Origin of the sequence: Mycobacterium sp. NPDC051804 (genome assembly GCF_044452905.1) — a bacterium.
Lineage (GTDB): Bacteria > Actinomycetota > Actinomycetes > Mycobacteriales > Mycobacteriaceae > Mycobacterium.
Genome location: NZ_JBITCD010000004.1, coordinates 319,444 through 335,496 on the forward strand (window position 1 = coordinate 319,444; position 16,053 = coordinate 335,496).

The 16,053-nt window shown below is 65.4% G+C and carries 19 protein-coding genes and 3 tRNA genes; 11 read left to right on the forward strand and 11 right to left on the reverse strand.

Annotation, left to right across the window (positions count from 1 at the left end; all coding sequences use genetic code 11):
• Window positions 1-16: 16 nt before the first annotated feature.
• Window positions 17-802 carry a DUF3060 domain-containing protein gene (locus ACIA48_RS16945; protein ID WP_396733663.1) on the reverse strand — a complete coding sequence of 262 codons (786 nt, stop codon included), beginning with the start codon at window positions 800-802 and terminating at the stop codon, window positions 17-19.
• A gap of 68 nt (window positions 803-870) precedes the next feature.
• On the opposite strand from ACIA48_RS16945, the gene ACIA48_RS16950 reads away from it, so the two are divergent.
• Together ACIA48_RS16950 and ACIA48_RS16955 are read left to right on the forward strand one after the other, a co-directional pair.
• Entirely contained in the window at window positions 871-2,085 is a 1,215-nt protein-coding gene (locus ACIA48_RS16950) for a glycoside hydrolase family 3 N-terminal domain-containing protein (RefSeq protein WP_396733666.1), read from the forward strand.
• 120 nt (window positions 2,086-2,205) lie between these two features.
• The gene (locus tag ACIA48_RS16955; protein WP_396735036.1) at window positions 2,206-3,333 is read left to right on the forward strand and encodes an NAD(P)/FAD-dependent oxidoreductase; all 1,128 of its coding nucleotides are present in this window, start codon (window positions 2,206-2,208) and stop codon (window positions 3,331-3,333) included.
• A 3-nt stretch (window positions 3,334-3,336) separates the two neighbouring features.
• Here ACIA48_RS16955 and ACIA48_RS16960 read toward each other — a convergent pair whose 3' ends face one another.
• From ACIA48_RS16960 to ACIA48_RS17005, 10 genes are all read right to left on the reverse strand, one after another.
• Window positions 3,337-4,326 carry a magnesium transporter CorA family protein gene (locus ACIA48_RS16960; protein ID WP_396733669.1) on the reverse strand — a complete coding sequence of 330 codons (990 nt, stop codon included), beginning with the start codon at window positions 4,324-4,326 and terminating at the stop codon, window positions 3,337-3,339.
• Complete coding sequence (mddA, locus tag ACIA48_RS16965; protein ID WP_396733672.1) at window positions 4,323-5,075, reverse strand: methanethiol S-methyltransferase; 753 nt, start codon at window positions 5,073-5,075, stop codon at window positions 4,323-4,325. The genes ACIA48_RS16960 and mddA overlap by 4 nt, the downstream gene beginning before the upstream one ends.
• Before the next feature lie 48 nt (window positions 5,076-5,123).
• Entirely contained in the window at window positions 5,124-6,692 is a 1,569-nt protein-coding gene (locus ACIA48_RS16970) for an HD domain-containing phosphohydrolase (protein ID WP_396733675.1), read from the reverse strand.
• Window positions 6,693-6,723: 31 nt separating this feature from the next.
• Entirely contained in the window at window positions 6,724-7,461 is a 738-nt protein-coding gene (locus ACIA48_RS16975) for a hypothetical protein (protein ID WP_396733678.1), read from the reverse strand.
• 134 nt (window positions 7,462-7,595) lie between these two features.
• Window positions 7,596-8,189 (reverse strand): TetR/AcrR family transcriptional regulator, encoded by a 594-nt coding sequence (locus ACIA48_RS16980; protein WP_396733679.1) that lies wholly within the window; start codon window positions 8,187-8,189, stop codon window positions 7,596-7,598.
• A gap of 9 nt (window positions 8,190-8,198) precedes the next feature.
• The gene (locus ACIA48_RS16985; RefSeq protein ID WP_396733682.1) at window positions 8,199-8,897 is read right to left on the reverse strand and encodes a crotonase/enoyl-CoA hydratase family protein; all 699 of its coding nucleotides are present in this window, start codon (window positions 8,895-8,897) and stop codon (window positions 8,199-8,201) included.
• Window positions 8,898-8,973: 76 nt separating this feature from the next.
• Window positions 8,974-9,939 (reverse strand): hypothetical protein, encoded by a 966-nt coding sequence (locus tag ACIA48_RS16990; protein WP_396733685.1) that lies wholly within the window; start codon window positions 9,937-9,939, stop codon window positions 8,974-8,976.
• Window positions 9,940-10,075: 136 nt separating this feature from the next.
• Window positions 10,076-10,831: a DUF4352 domain-containing protein gene (locus ACIA48_RS16995; RefSeq protein ID WP_396733687.1), complete on the reverse strand. Its 756-nt coding sequence runs from the start codon at window positions 10,829-10,831 to the stop codon at window positions 10,076-10,078.
• Window positions 10,832-10,941: 110 nt separating this feature from the next.
• Window positions 10,942-11,652, reverse strand: coding sequence for an MBL fold metallo-hydrolase (locus ACIA48_RS17000; RefSeq protein WP_396733690.1), 711 nt, complete (start codon window positions 11,650-11,652; stop codon window positions 10,942-10,944).
• Window positions 11,653-11,665: 13 nt separating this feature from the next.
• Complete coding sequence (locus ACIA48_RS17005; protein ID WP_396733692.1) at window positions 11,666-12,526, reverse strand: NYN domain-containing protein; 861 nt, start codon at window positions 12,524-12,526, stop codon at window positions 11,666-11,668.
• 88 nt (window positions 12,527-12,614) lie between these two features.
• Here ACIA48_RS17005 and ACIA48_RS17010 point away from each other — a divergent pair.
• The 9 genes from ACIA48_RS17010 (at window position 12,615) to nusG (ending at window position 16,047) form a co-directional block, all read left to right on the forward strand.
• Window positions 12,615-12,687: transfer RNA gene (locus tag ACIA48_RS17010), tRNA-Thr, on the forward strand.
• 36 nt (window positions 12,688-12,723) lie between these two features.
• Window positions 12,724-12,797: transfer RNA gene (locus tag ACIA48_RS17015), tRNA-Met, on the forward strand.
• A gap of 36 nt (window positions 12,798-12,833) precedes the next feature.
• Window positions 12,834-13,001, forward strand: a complete 168-nt coding sequence (gene rpmG, locus ACIA48_RS17020) for a 50S ribosomal protein L33 (RefSeq protein ID WP_003929651.1) — start codon at window positions 12,834-12,836, stop codon at window positions 12,999-13,001.
• A 50-nt stretch (window positions 13,002-13,051) separates the two neighbouring features.
• Window positions 13,052-13,531, forward strand: a complete 480-nt coding sequence (gene hadA / locus ACIA48_RS17025; protein WP_396733696.1) for a (3R)-hydroxyacyl-ACP dehydratase subunit HadA — start codon at window positions 13,052-13,054, stop codon at window positions 13,529-13,531.
• Complete coding sequence (hadB, locus tag ACIA48_RS17030) at window positions 13,518-13,946, forward strand: (3R)-hydroxyacyl-ACP dehydratase subunit HadB (protein ID WP_396733698.1); 429 nt, start codon at window positions 13,518-13,520, stop codon at window positions 13,944-13,946. The genes hadA and hadB overlap by 14 nt, the downstream gene beginning before the upstream one ends.
• 3 nt (window positions 13,947-13,949) lie before the next feature.
• Window positions 13,950-14,477, forward strand: a complete 528-nt coding sequence (gene hadC, locus ACIA48_RS17035) for a (3R)-hydroxyacyl-ACP dehydratase subunit HadC (protein WP_396733701.1) — start codon at window positions 13,950-13,952, stop codon at window positions 14,475-14,477.
• A 151-nt stretch (window positions 14,478-14,628) separates the two neighbouring features.
• Window positions 14,629-14,701, forward strand: a tRNA-Trp gene (locus ACIA48_RS17040).
• A gap of 78 nt (window positions 14,702-14,779) precedes the next feature.
• Window positions 14,780-15,202: a preprotein translocase subunit SecE gene (gene secE / locus ACIA48_RS17045; RefSeq protein ID WP_396733704.1), complete on the forward strand. Its 423-nt coding sequence runs from the start codon at window positions 14,780-14,782 to the stop codon at window positions 15,200-15,202.
• A 128-nt stretch (window positions 15,203-15,330) separates the two neighbouring features.
• The gene (nusG, locus tag ACIA48_RS17050) at window positions 15,331-16,047 is read left to right on the forward strand and encodes a transcription termination/antitermination protein NusG (protein WP_396735039.1); all 717 of its coding nucleotides are present in this window, start codon (window positions 15,331-15,333) and stop codon (window positions 16,045-16,047) included.
• Window positions 16,048-16,053: the final 6 nt, after the last annotated feature.

A 16,053-nucleotide genomic window follows, 5' to 3' on the forward strand; every position in this document is an offset into this window, starting at 1 on the left:
AGTGCCCGGAGAGCGATCAGCCGCGGGTGACGGTATTCGATCCGGTGTTGTCGACCTGCGGATCGCCCGAGAGATAGACGATTTCGTTGTCGAATCCCGACGCGGAGATCGTGGCTGCGCTGTCGACGGTGATCTTGTTCTCCACGCCGGACACATTGACGGTGCCGCAGTTTCCGGTCAGCGTGATCGTGTTGTTGACGCCGCTGATGTTCACGTCGCCGCCTTCGCAGACGACCGTTTTGGTCCCGTCGATGCCGGAGACGCTTGCCGGCGCGGCGGGTGTCGCGGTCTGTTCCGTGTCGTCGCTCGGCATGCCGGGCATGTCCGGGAAACTCGGGAAAGTGATCGTCGGCGGGACGAACGTCCGCGTGCCGCCGGGGTTGTCGACCGATCCACCGCCGCCCGCAACGCCCGAGTCCTCGATCGTGGACGACACGTTCCACACCACCAGGCCGATTCCGGCGAGGATGACGAACACGACCGCGATCAGCCCGATGACCAGTGCGGCCGGAACGCCGCTCTTCTTCTGGACCGGCGTGTAGTGCGTGCCGAACGGGGGCTGGTACGGGTCCCCGTAGGGCTGCTGACCGTAGTTCGGCTGACCGTAAGGCTGCTGGCCATAAGGCGGCGGGCTGCCGTATGCCGGGGGCGGCGCGCCATATGCCGGTGGGGGCAGCTGCGACGAGGGGTCGACGCCGCCGCTGTACTGGGGCTGGTCGGTGCCCAGTTCCTGTGCCCCGTAAGCGGCGGCCGACTGCTCGAGCTGGCGAATCCGTTCCTCGGGGTCTTCCGGGGAGGTCATGCGCAGATCCTGGCATATGGCGATGGCGTGCGGGCGGCGAAGCATCGACGACAGGTAACTTCTTTGCCATGCCCTCGAGCTTCAAAGAACGCATGCAGGCATCGAAGTGGATTCCGATCACGTTCGCGGTGCTCGCCGTGGCCCTCCTCGTTATAGCTGTGGTGCTGGTGATCAGGCCCCGGCTCGGCGGTAACTCGGCGGCGCCCTCGACCGAGGCCTCAGCACCCAGCTCACCGTCGCCCACCTCACCCGTCGCACCGCCCTGCGCCGAGGCCGAAGCCTTGGTCAACGCCATGCCGACCCGCGACAAGCTCGCCCAGCTGCTGATGGTCGGCGTGACCGGCGCCGAGGACGCCCGCGCCGTCGCCGCCAACCACCGCATCGGCGGCATCATGATCGGAAGCTGGACCGACCTGTCGATGCTTCAGGACGGATCACTGCCCGCCATCGCCGCATCCACCGGCCCGCTGCCGCTCGCCGTCAGCGTCGACGAAGAAGGTGGCCGCGTATCACGCCTGGCGAAAATCATCGGCGAGCAGCCCTCACCGCGCATCCTGGCTGCGACCAGTACGCCCGAACAGGTGTACGCCATCGCCTTCGAGCGGGGCGCCGCGATGAAACAGCTCGGAATCACAGTCGATTTCGCGCCGGTGGTCGACGTGACCGACGCTCCCGATGACACAGTCATCGGCGATCGGTCGTTTGGTTCCAACGCCGAAACCGTCACCACCTACGCCGGCGAGTACGCGCGCGGGTTGCGTGACGCCGGGGTCCTCCCGGTGCTCAAGCATTTTCCCGGGCACGGCCATGGCTCCGGTGATTCGCACACCGGCGGGGTGACCGTCCCACCGATCGAGCAGCTGCAGAACGACGACCTGATCCCGTACCGGACGCTGACCACGCAGCATCCGGTCGCTGTGATGCTCGGTCACGTACAGGTGCCCGGCCTGACGGGCAACGACCAGGCCAGCCTGTCGAAGCCGGCGTACGACCTGCTGCGCTCGGGCGGCTACGGCGGGCCGCCCTTCACCGGTCTGGTGTACACCGACGACCTGTCCAGCATGGCCGCCGTCAACCAGCAGTACGGGGTCCCCGAAGCGGTGCTGCGCGCGCTGCAGGCCGGCGCCGATATCGCACTGTGGATCACCACTGACGAGGTACCTGCGGTGCTGGATTCGCTTGAGCAGGCGGTCAATTCAGGTCAGCTGAGCATGGATCGCGTCAATGAATCGGCCACGCGGGTGGCGGCGTCGAAGAGCTCAACCCCCAACTGCGGAGGCTGAGCGCCGCCCAGCTGCTGTTTGCTGTGCCGCGATAACGGCAACCCTGTTTTCATGTTCGGCAAAAGTGACGAAAGGCTTACGAGCCACGTCGCGGGCACTGAGCAGTGGTACCCAGGAAACATGGCGGCACCAGGCTTCATTGCCATCGGCAGCGGTCCCGCGGGGGTGAGCGCTGCGGAGACGTTTCGGAGCAAGCACCCCGGCATTCCTGTGCGCATCCTGACCGTCGATCCTGCGCTGCCCTACGCCAAGCCCCCGCTGAGTAAGGGCTATCTGTGCGGGCGCGAGGACAAACGCGACCTGCACAGCGCCGGCTGGTTCGACCGCAACAACGTCGACCTCATTCGCGGCGTGACCGTCGATCACATTGACACCGGCAGCCAGGAGGTGGTCACCGCGGGCGGGCAGCGCTACCCCTACTGGCATCTGGTCGTCGCATCGGGCGCGACCCCGATCAAGCTGACGATCCCCGGCGCCGAGGCGGCCCTCACGCTGCGTTCGTTCAGCGATGCGGTCGCGATGAAGATGGCCGCTCGCTTCGCCGACTCGGCGGTCGTCATCGGCGGCGGTCTGATCGGCTGCGAGGCCGCGGCAGCGCTGGCGGCGTGCGATGTGGACACCGTGCTGGTGGCTCCGGAAACCGTTCCGCTGCAACGGCGATTCGGGGTCGAGGCCGGCGAGCGTGTGGTCAAGATTCTCTCCGACAACGGGGTCGGCTTCGTCGGTGGCGCCACCGTCGCCGAGATCGGCGACTCGGGCGTGGTGCTCGACGACGGCTCCACGGTCAAGGCCGATCTCGTCGTGTCGGCCAATGGTGTGCGACCGGACATCCGACTGGCCGAGTCGGCTGGGTTGGAAACCCGCGACGGGCGCATTGTGGTCGACGAGCACATGCACGCCTCGGCGCGCAACGTCTACGCCGCGGGTGACGTCGCATTGGCGCACAACGTCACTGCCGGGCGTCGTATCCGCGCTGAGCACTGGCGTGACGCCGCGCAGGAGGGACTGATCGCCGGGCTGACCGCCGCCGGCTTCTCCGCCGCGTGGGATCAGGTGCCGGGATTCTCTTGCAAGATCGGCGATTCGGTGCTCAAGTACCGCGGGTGGGGCGGGTACGAAACGTGTCGGCTCGTCGACAATCACAACGGGTTCACTGTCTGGTACGAGTCCGGCGGGGAGGTCGTGGGAGTGCTTGCCCTGAACGCCGACGAGGACTACCGTCGCGCGGAAGAACTGCTGCGGGCGTAGCGATTACAGCCAATCCCGGCGTTTGAACATCCAATACAACCCGAGCACGATCAGGACGATGATCGACGTGCTGGTGATGAAGCCACCCACGGTATCGATCCCGGGGTAGAGCACGTTCTGGCCGTAAAAGCCGGTGATAGCCGTGGGCACTGCGATGATGGCGGCCCAGCCGGTGAGCTTCTTCATCACCGTGTTCAACCGTGCATCTTGCAGCGACAGGTTGGTCTCGAACACCGTGGTGATCATGTCCCGCAACGATTCTGTCCACTCCGACGCGCGCAGCACGTGGTCGTACAGGTCGGCGTACAGCGGATCCAGGTCGGGCGACGTCTTCGCGTCCAGCCTGCGATGCTGGATCGAGTTGACGACCTCGCGCATCGGCAACACCACCCGCCGCAGCTGGACCAGATCTTTGCGTAACCGAAAAGTTTTACGCTGCAGTCCTTTTCGCACGTTGTTCTCGAACAGATCGTCCTCGACCGACTCGATACAGTCGTCGAGCGCCTGAACCGCGTCGAAGTGTCCGTCGACGACGACGTCGAGGAGCCCGTGCACCAGCGACCCAACGCCGTGCTCCTGGCCGCCGAGCTCGTCGAAACGCTCCGAGACGGCCTCGATGTCGAAATGGGGTGACAGCCGCACCGTGATCAGACCGTGCGGCAGCACGAAGCCCGAGATCCGGTGGACGTCCAGAATCGACTCTGAATCATCCTCGGGCAGCGGATCCTTGACCGCCACGCTGTACACCGTGAAGAAGGTGTGCGTGCGGTAGACGACGGCCTTGGTGCGTTCGGCATCGGCGATGGCGTCCTCGACCGCCCAATTGTCGAGTTCGAGTTCCTGGGCCAGATCCTTGAGGATCGCGTGGTCGGGGTCATAGATATCGCACCAGACCAGCGTGTCTTCGTCGGCGAGATAGTCCGAGATCGACCCGAACTCGAAGTCTTCCTGCGGCTTGCCGTGGCACCACACCCGGCCTCGAACGTTGGTCACGTCTCCATCATGGCAGTGCGGCGCTTGCGTAATCCTGGGATCAGCATGGGGACCCGTTGCCGGTACTCGGCGTAATGCGTGCCCAGCGCCGCCATCAGGTCATGCTCCTCGAGCTGCAGGGCGAGCAGGATGTATCCCGTCATCACCGCCGCGAACAGCAGATGGCCCGCCGACATCGTCGGGGCGGCCCAGAACGCGATGAGGAAGCCCAGCATCAGCGGATGGCGCACCACCCGGTACAGCAGTGTCACCCGGAAACCGGTTTCGGCGGCCGGCCGTGCCCGCCAGGCCGCGAACACCTGCTTGAGCCCGAACAACTCGAAGTGATTGATCATGAATGTCGCCGCCAGCACCATCGCCCAGCCCAGCCAGAACAACGTCCACACCGCAAGTCGTGCGGGCTGCCACGTCACGTTCCAGATCACGGTAGGCAGCTCGCGCCACTGCCAAAACATCAGGGCGAGAACGAGACTCGCGATCAACACATAGGTGCTTCGCTCGATGGGTTCCGGCACTATGCGGGTCCACCATTTCTTGAAGGCCGGACGTGCCATGACGCTGTGCTGCACGGCGAACAGCGTGAGCAGGACGACGTCGATCGCCACCGCCCACCCCAGCGGGGCGGCGAGGGCGTTGTCGACGCTGCGTGGCACGAAGAGGCCACCGACGAAGCCGATCAGGTACAGAAAGACGACGAGAAACAGGGTGTAGCAGAGTGAGCCGTAGACGACGGCAAGGGTTCGGTTCATGCTTCGACCTTCTGCCCGGACGGCCCACCGCCGCATGAGGCGGATGCCTCAACTCTCGCGAGATTCCGCCAGCCCGTGCTCGAGTGCATACATGCTTGCGCCGATCCGGTTGGAAACGCCGATCTTGGTGTACGTACGTTCCACGTGATTGCGAACCGTCTTCTCGCTGAGCACCAGCTTGGCCGCGATCTCCTTGTTGCTGGCACCCTGCGCGACGAGACGCAGTACCTCGACCTCGCGTGCGGTCAACCCGTGCGGCCGCGCTTTCGGCCGGCTCGGCGCATGGCCGGAGGCGTAGAGCACGGCGTCGGCCGCGACCGAGTCCAGCTCGCCGTCGCGAACCCGCTCGCGCAGCCGACGCGCCGCCCCGGCCGGCCCGAGCGCCTCGCGGTAGGGCCGCGGTTCCAGGGCGCTCTGATAGCTCACGGCGCACGCCAACAACCGGTCGGGCATCGTCAGCTGCCGCGCCGCCAGGCCTCGTGGATAGCCGGAGCCGTCCAGGCATTCGTGATGGTTGGTGGCTACGGCGGCGACGTCCTTCAGACCCGGCACCCGGGACAGGATGCGTTCGGACAGATACGGGTGTAGACGCATCCGTTCGAACTCCGCCATGGTCAGATCGCTTGACTTGGACCAGATCTGGTTCGACACCCCGATGCGCCCGATGTCGTGCACCCAGGCCGCCCTGCGAGTCAACGTGACGGCGTCCTCGTCCAACCCGGCGGTGACGGCGGCGTCGGCGGCAAGTTCGGCGACCGCGCGCGAATGCCCGAGAGTGAAGGGGCATTTGAGGTCGACGAAATCGCCGAGCGCCATCAACAGCGCATCCAGTGAAGGCCCATCGAGGCGGGTGCCGCGGTCGGGTGCGTGCTGCAGCGCCGTCGCCCAGACGTCGCCTGCGGACGGGACCGCGAGCACTCCCGCCGGGTCGGCGACGAACGCGTCGACGACCGCGGGATCGAATTGTCCACCGCGGCGGCTGCGCGCCATCGCGACCGCACCGTCGGTGCCGTACTCGCGCTGATGCACCTCGACCATGTCGGCGAGCTGGGCCACTCGCATCTCGATCGGAATGGCCACGCCCGCAGCCCCGGTCGGCAAGCCGCCGCCGTCGAAGCGTTCGAAGGTGAACCGCAGCGCGGTCTGCACATCGTCGGACAGCCCGATCCGTTGGGCCAGCAGTGCCGCCGAGGTGCAGTGCGAGTGGATGAGTTCCGAAATATGGCCCCGCGCATTGGCATACAGCGTCGCGGCGGTCTTCAGCCGCGACAGCAGGGACTCGCCGCGGCCGATGTTGGTCAGCAGGAAGCGCTGGTACGGCAGGCCCGACCAGTCGACGAGATACGAACCGCGCCGGACGGCGATGTCGTCACCGAACCACCGCGCGTACTCATGCGAGTCGGCGTGACAGCCGATCCACATGATCAGCGTCGCGTAGTAGATGCAATCGCGCTGTGAGGCACTGAGTCCCAGACGGTCGGCGATCCGGGTGGCGATCAGCGCCGACCGCAGCATGTGCTCGGCGGGCTGCCCCAGCCCGAGGTCGATGGCCACGGACAGCGCCGCCAGCACCTCCGCACGGGTCGGGAGGGCTGGCGGCGACTGCCGAGGGGGCATGTACCGATTCTGCGCTGTCGTCATCGCTCGGTCAGCTGGAAAGGTCAAGACGGTCGCCATCGCGGTGCCGCGCGACGTCGAACGCTTCGAATCGGCCCTGCGCGACGACGCAGATGCCGCGCTGGGGGAGCTGGAAGTCCGCCAGGTTGCCCTGAACGGGGTGTGGCCCGACGGGGCCGAGATCCTCGCCACGGACGACGGCACTGGAGTCGGCGACTGCCCACACCCGCCTCGGTGCGATCCGGAACTCCTGCCCGTTGGGCAGGTTGCCGGTGAGCTTGATCCGGCCGATGCCCAGCAGCGGTCCGACGAGCGGGCTGATCGCGGCGAGCACCTTGCGGCTCCGCGACATCTTCGCGGGCATCGTTGATCCGACGACGCTCATCAGTCGCGTCGCGGGCGTCGTGGTGATGTCGACGCGCCAATCCAGAACTCCGTCAATGGAAATCGCCAGCGACCACGGAGTGACCCAGTGCGACGTGATGGCGCAGACAACCGGATCGACAGGGGTGGCCGAGCTGAAGTAGCGCGAGCAGCTCTGCGGGCCGGGCGTGGTCGCGTAGAACGTCCACACCCCGTCGGGAGTGCGGTGCCATACCGACAGATAGGCGGGGGAGAAGGACGTCTCGGGGAAGTCGCGGAAGGCGAGGTAGTGCCCGTTGGCGAAGGGCAGGCCCATGACGCCGAAGCCCACGACGCGTTCCTCGTCGCCGTCGGGCAGGGGCATGTTCTTGGATGCGGTCGCGGCCGCTTGGGGTGTGGTAGTCATGCCGTCATCATTTGTCGACGGGCTGCGCGGCGGCATGGGGCAATTGCCCCAACTTCCGTTTGGCGCGAGCGACCGTGTCTGTACGCCGACGCGCCGTAAACTGCGTGCATTTTGGGGTCACTCGCGGCGCGCGATCAAGCGCCCCGGAAGCCCGCCAGCACCGCCCCGACGCCCAGCTTCCACCGCCGCTCGACCGACGGCCCCGTCGGCCCCAGCCACCGGCCCAACTCCTGCACAGCCAGACCCTGAGCCAATGCGAGCAACACATGCGCGATGTCCGTGACGTCGCCCGACATCAGCCCCGCATCGACACACCGCTGGATCCGGCCGATGAACACCTCGCGCACGGACGCCCCCGCCGCCAGTTCGTCGGGTCCGGGTTCGAAGTCCATGAATGGCCGCGAGAACATCACCTGCGCCAGCCGCGGGTAAGCCCGGCAGAAGAGCCGGAATACCGGCACCAGCCGCTCCAGGTCGGCCAGGGGATCGTCGCTCACGGGCACCTTTGCCAGCTCGGCTCCCAGCAGACGAAAGCCTTCGAAGAACATCGCGCGCACCAGGCCCGCCTTGTCGACGAACAATTCGTAGACCGCGGGCACCGACGTACCCGCCCGCTCGGCAACCCGCCGCGTCGTGAATCCGACGAAACCGTCCTCAGCCAGCGTCGCGATCGCGACCTCTAGCAGGTGCGCGCGAAGTTCCGGCGTACGTTGCTTGGCCCTCGGCATCTCAGCGGCCTAGCCGAGGCTGAATTCCGTTGCCAATCCATCGATTCCGGCCTGGATCGCCTTCAACGCAGACTCGCGCGCCTTGAGTTTGGTCGCCACGTGGGCGCCAGTGTGCAACTGCGCGGCCGCGGCGGCAGTGGCCTGGGCGCTGGCGAGCACCTGGTCCTTCTCGACGATCTCGTCCAGCCAGCCGGCCGCGATCGTCTCGTCCCCGACGTAGATCGAGGCAAGTGCGGCGCCGCGGTGGAAGGCCGCCGGAGTCAACCTCATCCGCATGATCTCGAGCGCCGAGATCGGAATCGTCATACCGATCGCCACCTCGATCGCCTGACACTTGGTCTTCGGCTGCCCCACCCGGTGGTCGCCCGACAACAGGAGAAACGAGCCCATCGCGATAGCCGAGCCCGTCGCCGCCATGATCACCGGCGCGGGGAACGTCAGGCACCGCACCGACAACTCGAAGCCGCCTGCCAGCATGTTGTGCGCCGCCTGCGCGTCGCCGGACTGGAACACCGCCAGGTCGAACCCGCCGCTGAACACGCGATCGTTGCCGGCGAGCACCACTGCTTTCGCGGAGTCCTTCTCAGCGCGGTCGAGGGCCTCGTTGATCGCGGCCTGCATGTCCGGACCCAGCACGTTGACCTTGCCGTCGTCCATGGTGATCGTCGCGACTGAATCATTGAGCTCATAGCCGACTGGGCTGGTCATCGCCTCTCCTCTGAGTGCGCCGAGATTTCAGACCGATGTTACGTAACAGTGTTACGAAATCCAACCCCAAGCCGCACTAGGCGAGATCGCGCCGGTGCCTGGGCCGTCCGTTGATCACCTGGGTGTGAGCGTCGTCGTCGTCGAAGTTAGTGCCGTTGAACTGTGCTTCGCGCGCAGGCGTGAGAAACGGCGTTTCCACCGGCCCGGTACTGAACGGAACTTCGCGCGGCGGCGGCGGGGGCGCTTTACGTGGAGCCTCGCGCGGCGGCGCGGGCTCCTGGGCGGCGGGCGTCTTCACCTGGGCGGCGGTCAGGCGCTCGCGCATCTTGTCGGCAGCCGTGCGGACCCTGTTGATCTCGCTGCGCAGCACCTCTTCGCGACTCTCGCTTGCCGCGTAGTGGTAGTAGGTCAACAGGTTTCGCAGCAGCTCGAGCTTCTGCTTTTCCTGTCGCGCCAGATCGTGGGTGGTCAGCAATTTCAGGCGTTCGACGGGATGCAGTGTCGCCCAGTCCAATACGGCCGCGGACCGGAACTGGCGGCCGGTGGCGCGCTTCGCCCCCTTGGTCGTCGGTGTGTCGGAGTACGTGACGGCGCCGTCGAAGCGCGAGGCAATCGTTTCCCCGAGTTCGCGGCGGTCCAGCGCTGAGTCCCACACGATCCGGAATTCTTGCGACGGCGCCAGATACGGGATCTCTGCGGGGAGATTGAGCGGAACGATGTCGACGTAGCGGTCCTCGTAGACGTTCTCGTACTTGCCGACGGTGGGAGGGTGAGCCCACTCGAATCGGATGCCGTACGCCGGCGTCTGACCGAAGTTCTTCACGACGAGTTCGACGAGGTGCCAGTCGTTGGCGGCGGGCTCCATGAACATCGACACGTTCGGCTGCATGAGCTCTTCGGCGTGTGCCCTGGCCCGCTGATATGCCCGCCATGCGTAGATCAGCGCCGCGACGAGGACCATGACGGCCACCCAGGCGGCCAGTGCGATCCACCCGTGGGCCGAGACGTCGGTCACGCGCAGTGCCCGGAGGTCGGTTTCCACGCACCGGTGTATACCACGGTCCGATCACTCCCACCGCATCAGCAAAATTGGCGCCAGCGTCATTTGCTGGAAAATCCCAGGAAGGTGGGTAAGCAGAGACGGGAGTGCTTACAGGGGTTCGCGACAACCTTGCCAGCTACGGCAGCGGAACCTGGACGCCGGGACTGTCCGGTTCGGAGTGCAGCTCAATGGCTTCGGGCACGGTGCCCGTCGGCACGTCGAACGCGATGGACACGTCGGTGGCTGTGCCCGGCAGGAGTTCCGCCGCCGTGCCCCCGAGATAGGCCGTCGCCTCGTCAGCCACCGGATAGGTGGTGCCGCCGGACAGAAGTGTCTGGAACATGCCGACGAACGACTCGGCATCGGGCCCAGTGTTCGACACGGTCATGTGCACGACGACGAATTGCCCCTCCGCGTTTTTCTCGAGAGGTCCATTCGACATGCCGACCGTCGGGCCGATCTCCATGCCGTGGACGGTGAACGACATGGGGCCGTCCGTCGCCTGCCCGGGCGGAACGGGCGGCGCGGGAGCGGGCGGCTCGAAACCGTCCGGTCCCGAGTCTTGAGTCGCTTCGGTGGTGATCGCCCCGTCGCCAGGCGCTGAAAGTTGTACCTCCGGAGACTTCTTGATCAGAAACCCGTAGACGGCCAGGCCGATGAGGATCACCAGGAGAGCGGCGCATGCGGCGCCAAATTTAATGAGGAGGCCGCGGCCGTCGTTCGATGGCGGTGGCGCCGGGTCGAGGGCACCGGCGGCCGGTTCCGTCGGTACTGGCCGCAGATGGACGACGGCCGTGGGTTCCTCGTTGGTCCACGAGTTTCCGTCCCAATACCGTTGACCGTCACTGCCGTCGGGATCGGGGTACCAGCCTGCGGACGTGGGTGTCGTCATCGCACCGGGTCCTCCCCATCGCGCGCACCAGAGGCGCTGCGGACGGAGAATAACCCAGGCCGTCGACACCCGGCGAGTTTTGCTACGGCAAACTCCAACGTCGCGCGGGGTCAACCGCCCATCAACATGCGCCACTGGTCCAGATTGCTGGCACGGTATACGTAATTCGTGCGCTTGACCTCCGACAGCGCGGCGCTGGGCTCCTGCGAATACCAGTGGCCAGGAAAGACTGTCGGATCGCCAGAAAGCTGCGCCAGCGCTTGCAGACTGCGGAACATCTCGTCGACGTCACCGCCGGGGAAGTCGGTGCGGCCGCAGCCCTCCAGAAAGAGCGTGTCACCAGCGACGAGCCGGCCGTCGAGCAGGAAGCACTGGCTGCCCGGGGTGTGGCCGGGAGTATGGAGTAGCTCGATGTCGATATCGCCGACCTTGACGACATCGCCGTGCTGGTGGTCCGTCAGCTCGCTGCGGGCGATGCCGGTGACACGTGAAACCCATTCGGCCTCAACGCTATTGACGTGGACAGGCACGCTCACCCGCTCCAGCAGCTCGGCGAGACCCTTCAGTTCGAAGCCCATCATCGAGCCGCCGACGTGGTCGGGATGGTGATGGCTGACGAGCACGCCTGAGAGGTGCATACCGTCGGATTCGAGCGCGTCGACCAGATCGCCCGCTGCATACGCCGGATCGACGACGACGCAGTCCCCGGTCTCGCGGTCGCCGATCAGATAGGAGAAGTTGCGCATCTGCTCGGCGATCATGTCCCCGGCGGCGAAATCTCTGCCGGACAGCAGCTGGCGGAAGTACAAGCGGTCGGTCATGCCCCAAGACTATTCAGTCGCTGCGGCGCAGCCGCACCATGCGGGTCGTGCTGCTCTCGTCGAGCTCGGCCACGTCACTTCGGGAGCGCAGGAAATCGCTGAACGAGCGGAATCCCAGCGACTTCTCCGAGAACGACGGGTCCATCCGCTTCATCTGAGCCTTGACCGCGGAATTGTGTAGCCAGTCGGCGTCGTCCTTCTCGTGACCGATCCGCAGGGCCCGCTCCAGAAGCGCGGTGGCAGTGGCTTGCGGGTCGGGTGAGTCCGACTCCCCGTCGCCGTCGGCGGCCTTCTTGCGGGGCTTCTTCTTCGGCGGCTCGGTCACCGGCACACCCGGCAGCGCGTCGTAGGTGACGAACTCGTCGCAGGCCGCCGTCAGCGACCGGCTGATCGAGCCCGTGATCCCGATGCCGACGACGTAGCGGCCTAGCCGCTTGCACCGCTGCGCCAGGGCGATGTAGTCGGAGTCCCCGGCGACGATGACGACGTGGGTGAGGTCGGGCAGGCGGAACATGTCCTCCACCGCGTCGACCGCCAACCGGATGTCGGCGCCGTTCTTGGCATAAGCGGCGGCGGGAAAGAGTTGCACCAGGTCGACGGCACGGCCGACGAGTTGGCCCTGGTATTCGGCGTTGACGTCGGCTGACCAGTCGGCGTAGGCCCGCGTCAGCACCAGCGTGCCGAACGAGGACGCGAAGTCGATGATTGCGCCGACGTCGACGGTGGCCTCGGTGAGCCGGCCGGGCTTGGTGTGAAATCCGGCCGTTCGGTCCTTCTGAAACGAGTTGCGTCCGTGAATCTGGTCGTATCGGGAGATGACGATGTTGTCGAAGTCGAGATAGACGGCCACGCGAGGAGTGCCGGGTTCGATCACGTAACCGTCCTATCACCACCAGCAGTTTGGCGTGTTAAACGGGGAGAATGTACCCTCTTTAAGGCCCACGGCGAGACCGTCGGGTCAGGCCCCCTTAGCTCAGTCGGTAGAGCGTTTCCATGGTAAGGAAAAGGTCAACGGTTCGATTCCGTTAGGGGGCTCGGTGGACGGCCCGGTTCGCCGGACCGGACTATCGGGGCGGTGTAGCTCAGCTGGTTAGAGCGCACGACTCATAATCGTGAGGTCGGGGGATCGAGTCCCCCCACCGCTACAAGACGTTAGAACCGTAAGACAAAGGACGAGAGAAGTGGCCTCCAGTACTGACGTACGGCCCAAGATCACCTTGGCGTGCGAGGTGTGCAAGCACCGCAACTACATCACGAAGAAGAACCGTCGCAACGATCCCGACCGGCTCGAGATCAAGAAGTTCTGCCCGAACTGCGGTAAGCACCAGGCACACAAGGAATCGCGCTAGCGATCGCCAACCCGTGGGCGTCCGCCTGCGGCTTGACGGATTGGTCCACTGTGGCGCTGTCGAAGCAGATCGTCGGGATGCACTACCGCTATCCCGATTGCTACGTCGTCGGACGTGAGAAGCTGCGCGAATACGCGACCGCGGTGAAGAACGACCACCCTGCCCACCACGACGACGATGTGGCCGCCGAGCTTGGCCACTCTTCGATTCCGGCGGCGTTGACCTTCATTTCCGTCTTCGGCTACATGGCGCAGTCGGCCTTCTTCGCCGATGCCAACATCGGCATTTCCGACATGAAGATCGTGCAGGTCGATCAGACGTTGAAGTTCCGCAAGCCAATCCACGCCGGTGACACACTTTATTGCGACGTCTACGTGGATTCGGTTCGGCAGGCGCATGGCACCGACATCATCGTGACCAAGAATGTCGTCACCGACGGCAGGGGAGAGGTAGTCCAGGAGTCGTACACGACACTGGCAGGGCGTACCGGGGAAGAAGGAGAAGAGGGTTTCAGCGATGGCACTGCGTGAGTTCGATTCGGTGAAGGTGGGCGACCAGCTTCCCGAAAAGGTGATCCCACTGACTCGAGGGGATTTGGTGAACTACGCCGGCGTATCCGGCGACCTGAACCCCATCCACTGGGATGACGAGATCGCCAAGCAGGTCGGCCTGGACACCGCGATCGCCCACGGCATGCTCACCATGGGGCTGGGCGGCGGCTACATCACGTCCTGGATCGGCGACCCTGCTGCGGTCACCGAGTACAACGTGCGGTTCACCGCTGTGGTCCCGGTTCCCAACGACGGCGTCGGTGCCGAAATCGTCTTCAACGGACGCGTGAAATCCGTTGAGCCCGAGACGAAGTCGGTCACCATCGCGTTGACCGCCACTGCGGGGGGAAAGAAGATCTTCGGCCGCGCCGTCGCTACCGCGAAGCTGGCATGACCCATGGCACTTAAGACAGACATCCGGGGGATGGTCTGGAAATACCCCGACACATTCGTTGTGGGCCGCGAGCAGGTTCGCCAGTACGCACGGGCAGTGAAGTCGGCTGCGCCTGCCACGGTCGACGAGGCAGCAGCCGCTGAACTCGGTCACGACGCCCTCATTGCGCCGCTCACGTTCGCGTCGATTTTCGCGGTGATGATCCAGAATCACTTCTTCCAGCACGTCGACGTCGGGCTGGAGACCATGCAGATTGTCCAGGTCGACCAGAAGTTCCACTTCCACCGGCCGATCAAGGTCGGGGACAAGCTGACCGGGACGATGTACATCGAGACGGTCGACGAGCGGTTCGGCGCCGACATCGTCACCACCCGCAACGTCTGCGCCGAGCTGGACGGCACGGTCGTGATGGAGGCGTACACCACGCTGATGGGCCACGAAGGCGACAACTCGATCTCGGCCAAATGGGATCCGGAAACGGGCCAGGTCGTGCGCACCGCCGTCAGCACCAACGGCCAAGCGGCGGATTAGTACCTGACGCGGGTGGCGCGCTACACTCGCTACTCGGGGTTTTCCCAGTCCAGCGCGCTGTCCGTCGGTTACAGATCGACCGAACGGGGAGCGCGCAAATTGTGTGAGCCCCGGAACCGGTGATACGGAAGTGCCAGCGGTGTCATCGTGAAGGGGCGTAGCTCAACTGGCAGAGCAGCGGTCTCCAAAACCGCAGGTTGCAGGTTCAAGTCCTGTCGCCCCTGCTCAACTGAATATTCGACAAGGCGTGGACACTGGAAGGTGTCCGCACAATTAGACGATCAGAACAAGGAAGGCATGCGGTGAGCGACGAGCGTGATCGTGACGGCTCCGCAGGGTCCGACGACACCGGCGGCAGCGGCGCGGTCGTAACCCGGCCTACCCGGCCCAGCGGCAAGCGGTCGCGCCGCGTGGCCAGCGGCGAGGACGTCAGCAGCGCTGTCGACCTGGAGACCGGCACCGAAGCGTCGCCGACCAAGAACGGCTCGGGCACAGGAAAGAAGACCGCCAAGAAGCGCGCCGACGGCTCCTCGCGTAACCCGTTCGTCTTTGTCTGGAACTACCTGAAGCAGGTCGTCGCCGAGCTGCGCAAGGTGATCTGGCCGAACCGCAAGCAGATGGTCAGCTACACCATCGTGGTGCTGGTCTTCCTGGCGTTCATGGTGGCGCTGATCGGTGGAGTCGATCTGGGCGTGGGCAAGCTCGTCATGTGGGTGTTCGGCTGACGAGTGAAGTACTGAGAGAGGACTGACTAGTGACTTCCTTCGAGGGCGATACGCCTTCGGCCGTGTCCGATGCGCTCGCAGAAGCGGCGGACCCGGCAACCGTGATTGCAGACGAGGCCGCTGAGCATCTGGACGACAGCACAGCTGCCGAGGCTGTCGAGGACGCCGCACCTGTCGAGGCTGAGGCCGCCCCAGAAGCTGAGGCGCCAGTAGATGACGAGGACGAGGACCCGGCTGTCGCGCTGAAGAAAGACCTGCGCCTGCGGCCCGGCGACTGGTACGTCATCCACAGCTACGCCGGCTACGAGAACAAGGTGAAAGCCAACCTCGAGACCCGCGTGCAGAACCTCGACGTCGGCGACTACATCTTCCAGGTCGAGGTGCCCACCGAAGAGGTCACCGAGATCAAGAACGGCCAGCGCAAGCAGGTCAACCGCAAGGTGCTGCCGGGCTACATCCTGGTTCGCATGGAACTCAACGACGAGTCGTGGGGCGCGGTGCGTAACACGCCCGGCGTCACCGGTTTCGTCGGCGCGACGTCGCGGCCGTCGCCGCTGAGCCTGGACGACGTCGTGAAGTTCCTGCTGCCGCCGGCCGCGGCGAAGAAGCCGGCCAAGAGCACGGCCGGCGCGGCCGCGTCGTCCGAGGCGTCGATCGAGCGTCCGGAGATCCTCGTCGACTTCGAGGTCGGCGAATCGGTCACCGTCATGGACGGTCCGTTCGCCACGCTGCCCGCGTCGATCAGCGAGGTCAATGCCGAGCAGCAGAAGCTCAAGGTGCTGGTGTCCATCTTCGGCCGCGAAACACCTGTTGAACTGACCTTTACTCAGGTCGCCAAGATCTAAAGCACG

Bases quoted from the DNA above. Each gene is read 5' to 3' on its own strand.
- ACIA48_RS16955 (WP_396735036.1), top strand. From the start codon at position 2,206: ATGGCGGCACCAGGCTTCATTGCCATCGGCAGCGGTCCCGCGGGGGTG.
- ACIA48_RS16945 (WP_396733663.1), bottom strand. From the start codon at position 802: ATGACCTCCCCGGAAGACCCCGAGGAACGGATTCGCCAGCTCGAGCAG.
- hadB (WP_396733698.1), top strand. From the start codon at position 13,518: ATGGCACTGCGTGAGTTCGATTCGGTGAAGGTGGGCGACCAGCTTCCC.
- hadC (WP_396733701.1), top strand. From the start codon at position 13,950: ATGGCACTTAAGACAGACATCCGGGGGATGGTCTGGAAATACCCCGAC.
- mddA (WP_396733672.1), bottom strand. From the start codon at position 5,075: ATGAACCGAACCCTTGCCGTCGTCTACGGCTCACTCTGCTACACCCTG.
- ACIA48_RS16985 (WP_396733682.1), bottom strand. From the start codon at position 8,897: ATGACCAGCCCAGTCGGCTATGAGCTCAATGATTCAGTCGCGACGATC.
- ACIA48_RS16995 (WP_396733687.1), bottom strand. From the start codon at position 10,831: ATGACGACACCCACGTCCGCAGGCTGGTACCCCGATCCCGACGGCAGT.
- ACIA48_RS16975 (WP_396733678.1), bottom strand. From the start codon at position 7,461: ATGACTACCACACCCCAAGCGGCCGCGACCGCATCCAAGAACATGCCC.
- ACIA48_RS16950 (WP_396733666.1), top strand. From the start codon at position 871: ATGCCCTCGAGCTTCAAAGAACGCATGCAGGCATCGAAGTGGATTCCG.
- ACIA48_RS16980 (WP_396733679.1), bottom strand. From the start codon at position 8,189: ATGCCGAGGGCCAAGCAACGTACGCCGGAACTTCGCGCGCACCTGCTA.
- ACIA48_RS17000 (WP_396733690.1), bottom strand. From the start codon at position 11,652: ATGACCGACCGCTTGTACTTCCGCCAGCTGCTGTCCGGCAGAGATTTC.
- ACIA48_RS16970 (WP_396733675.1), bottom strand. From the start codon at position 6,692: ATGCCCCCTCGGCAGTCGCCGCCAGCCCTCCCGACCCGTGCGGAGGTG.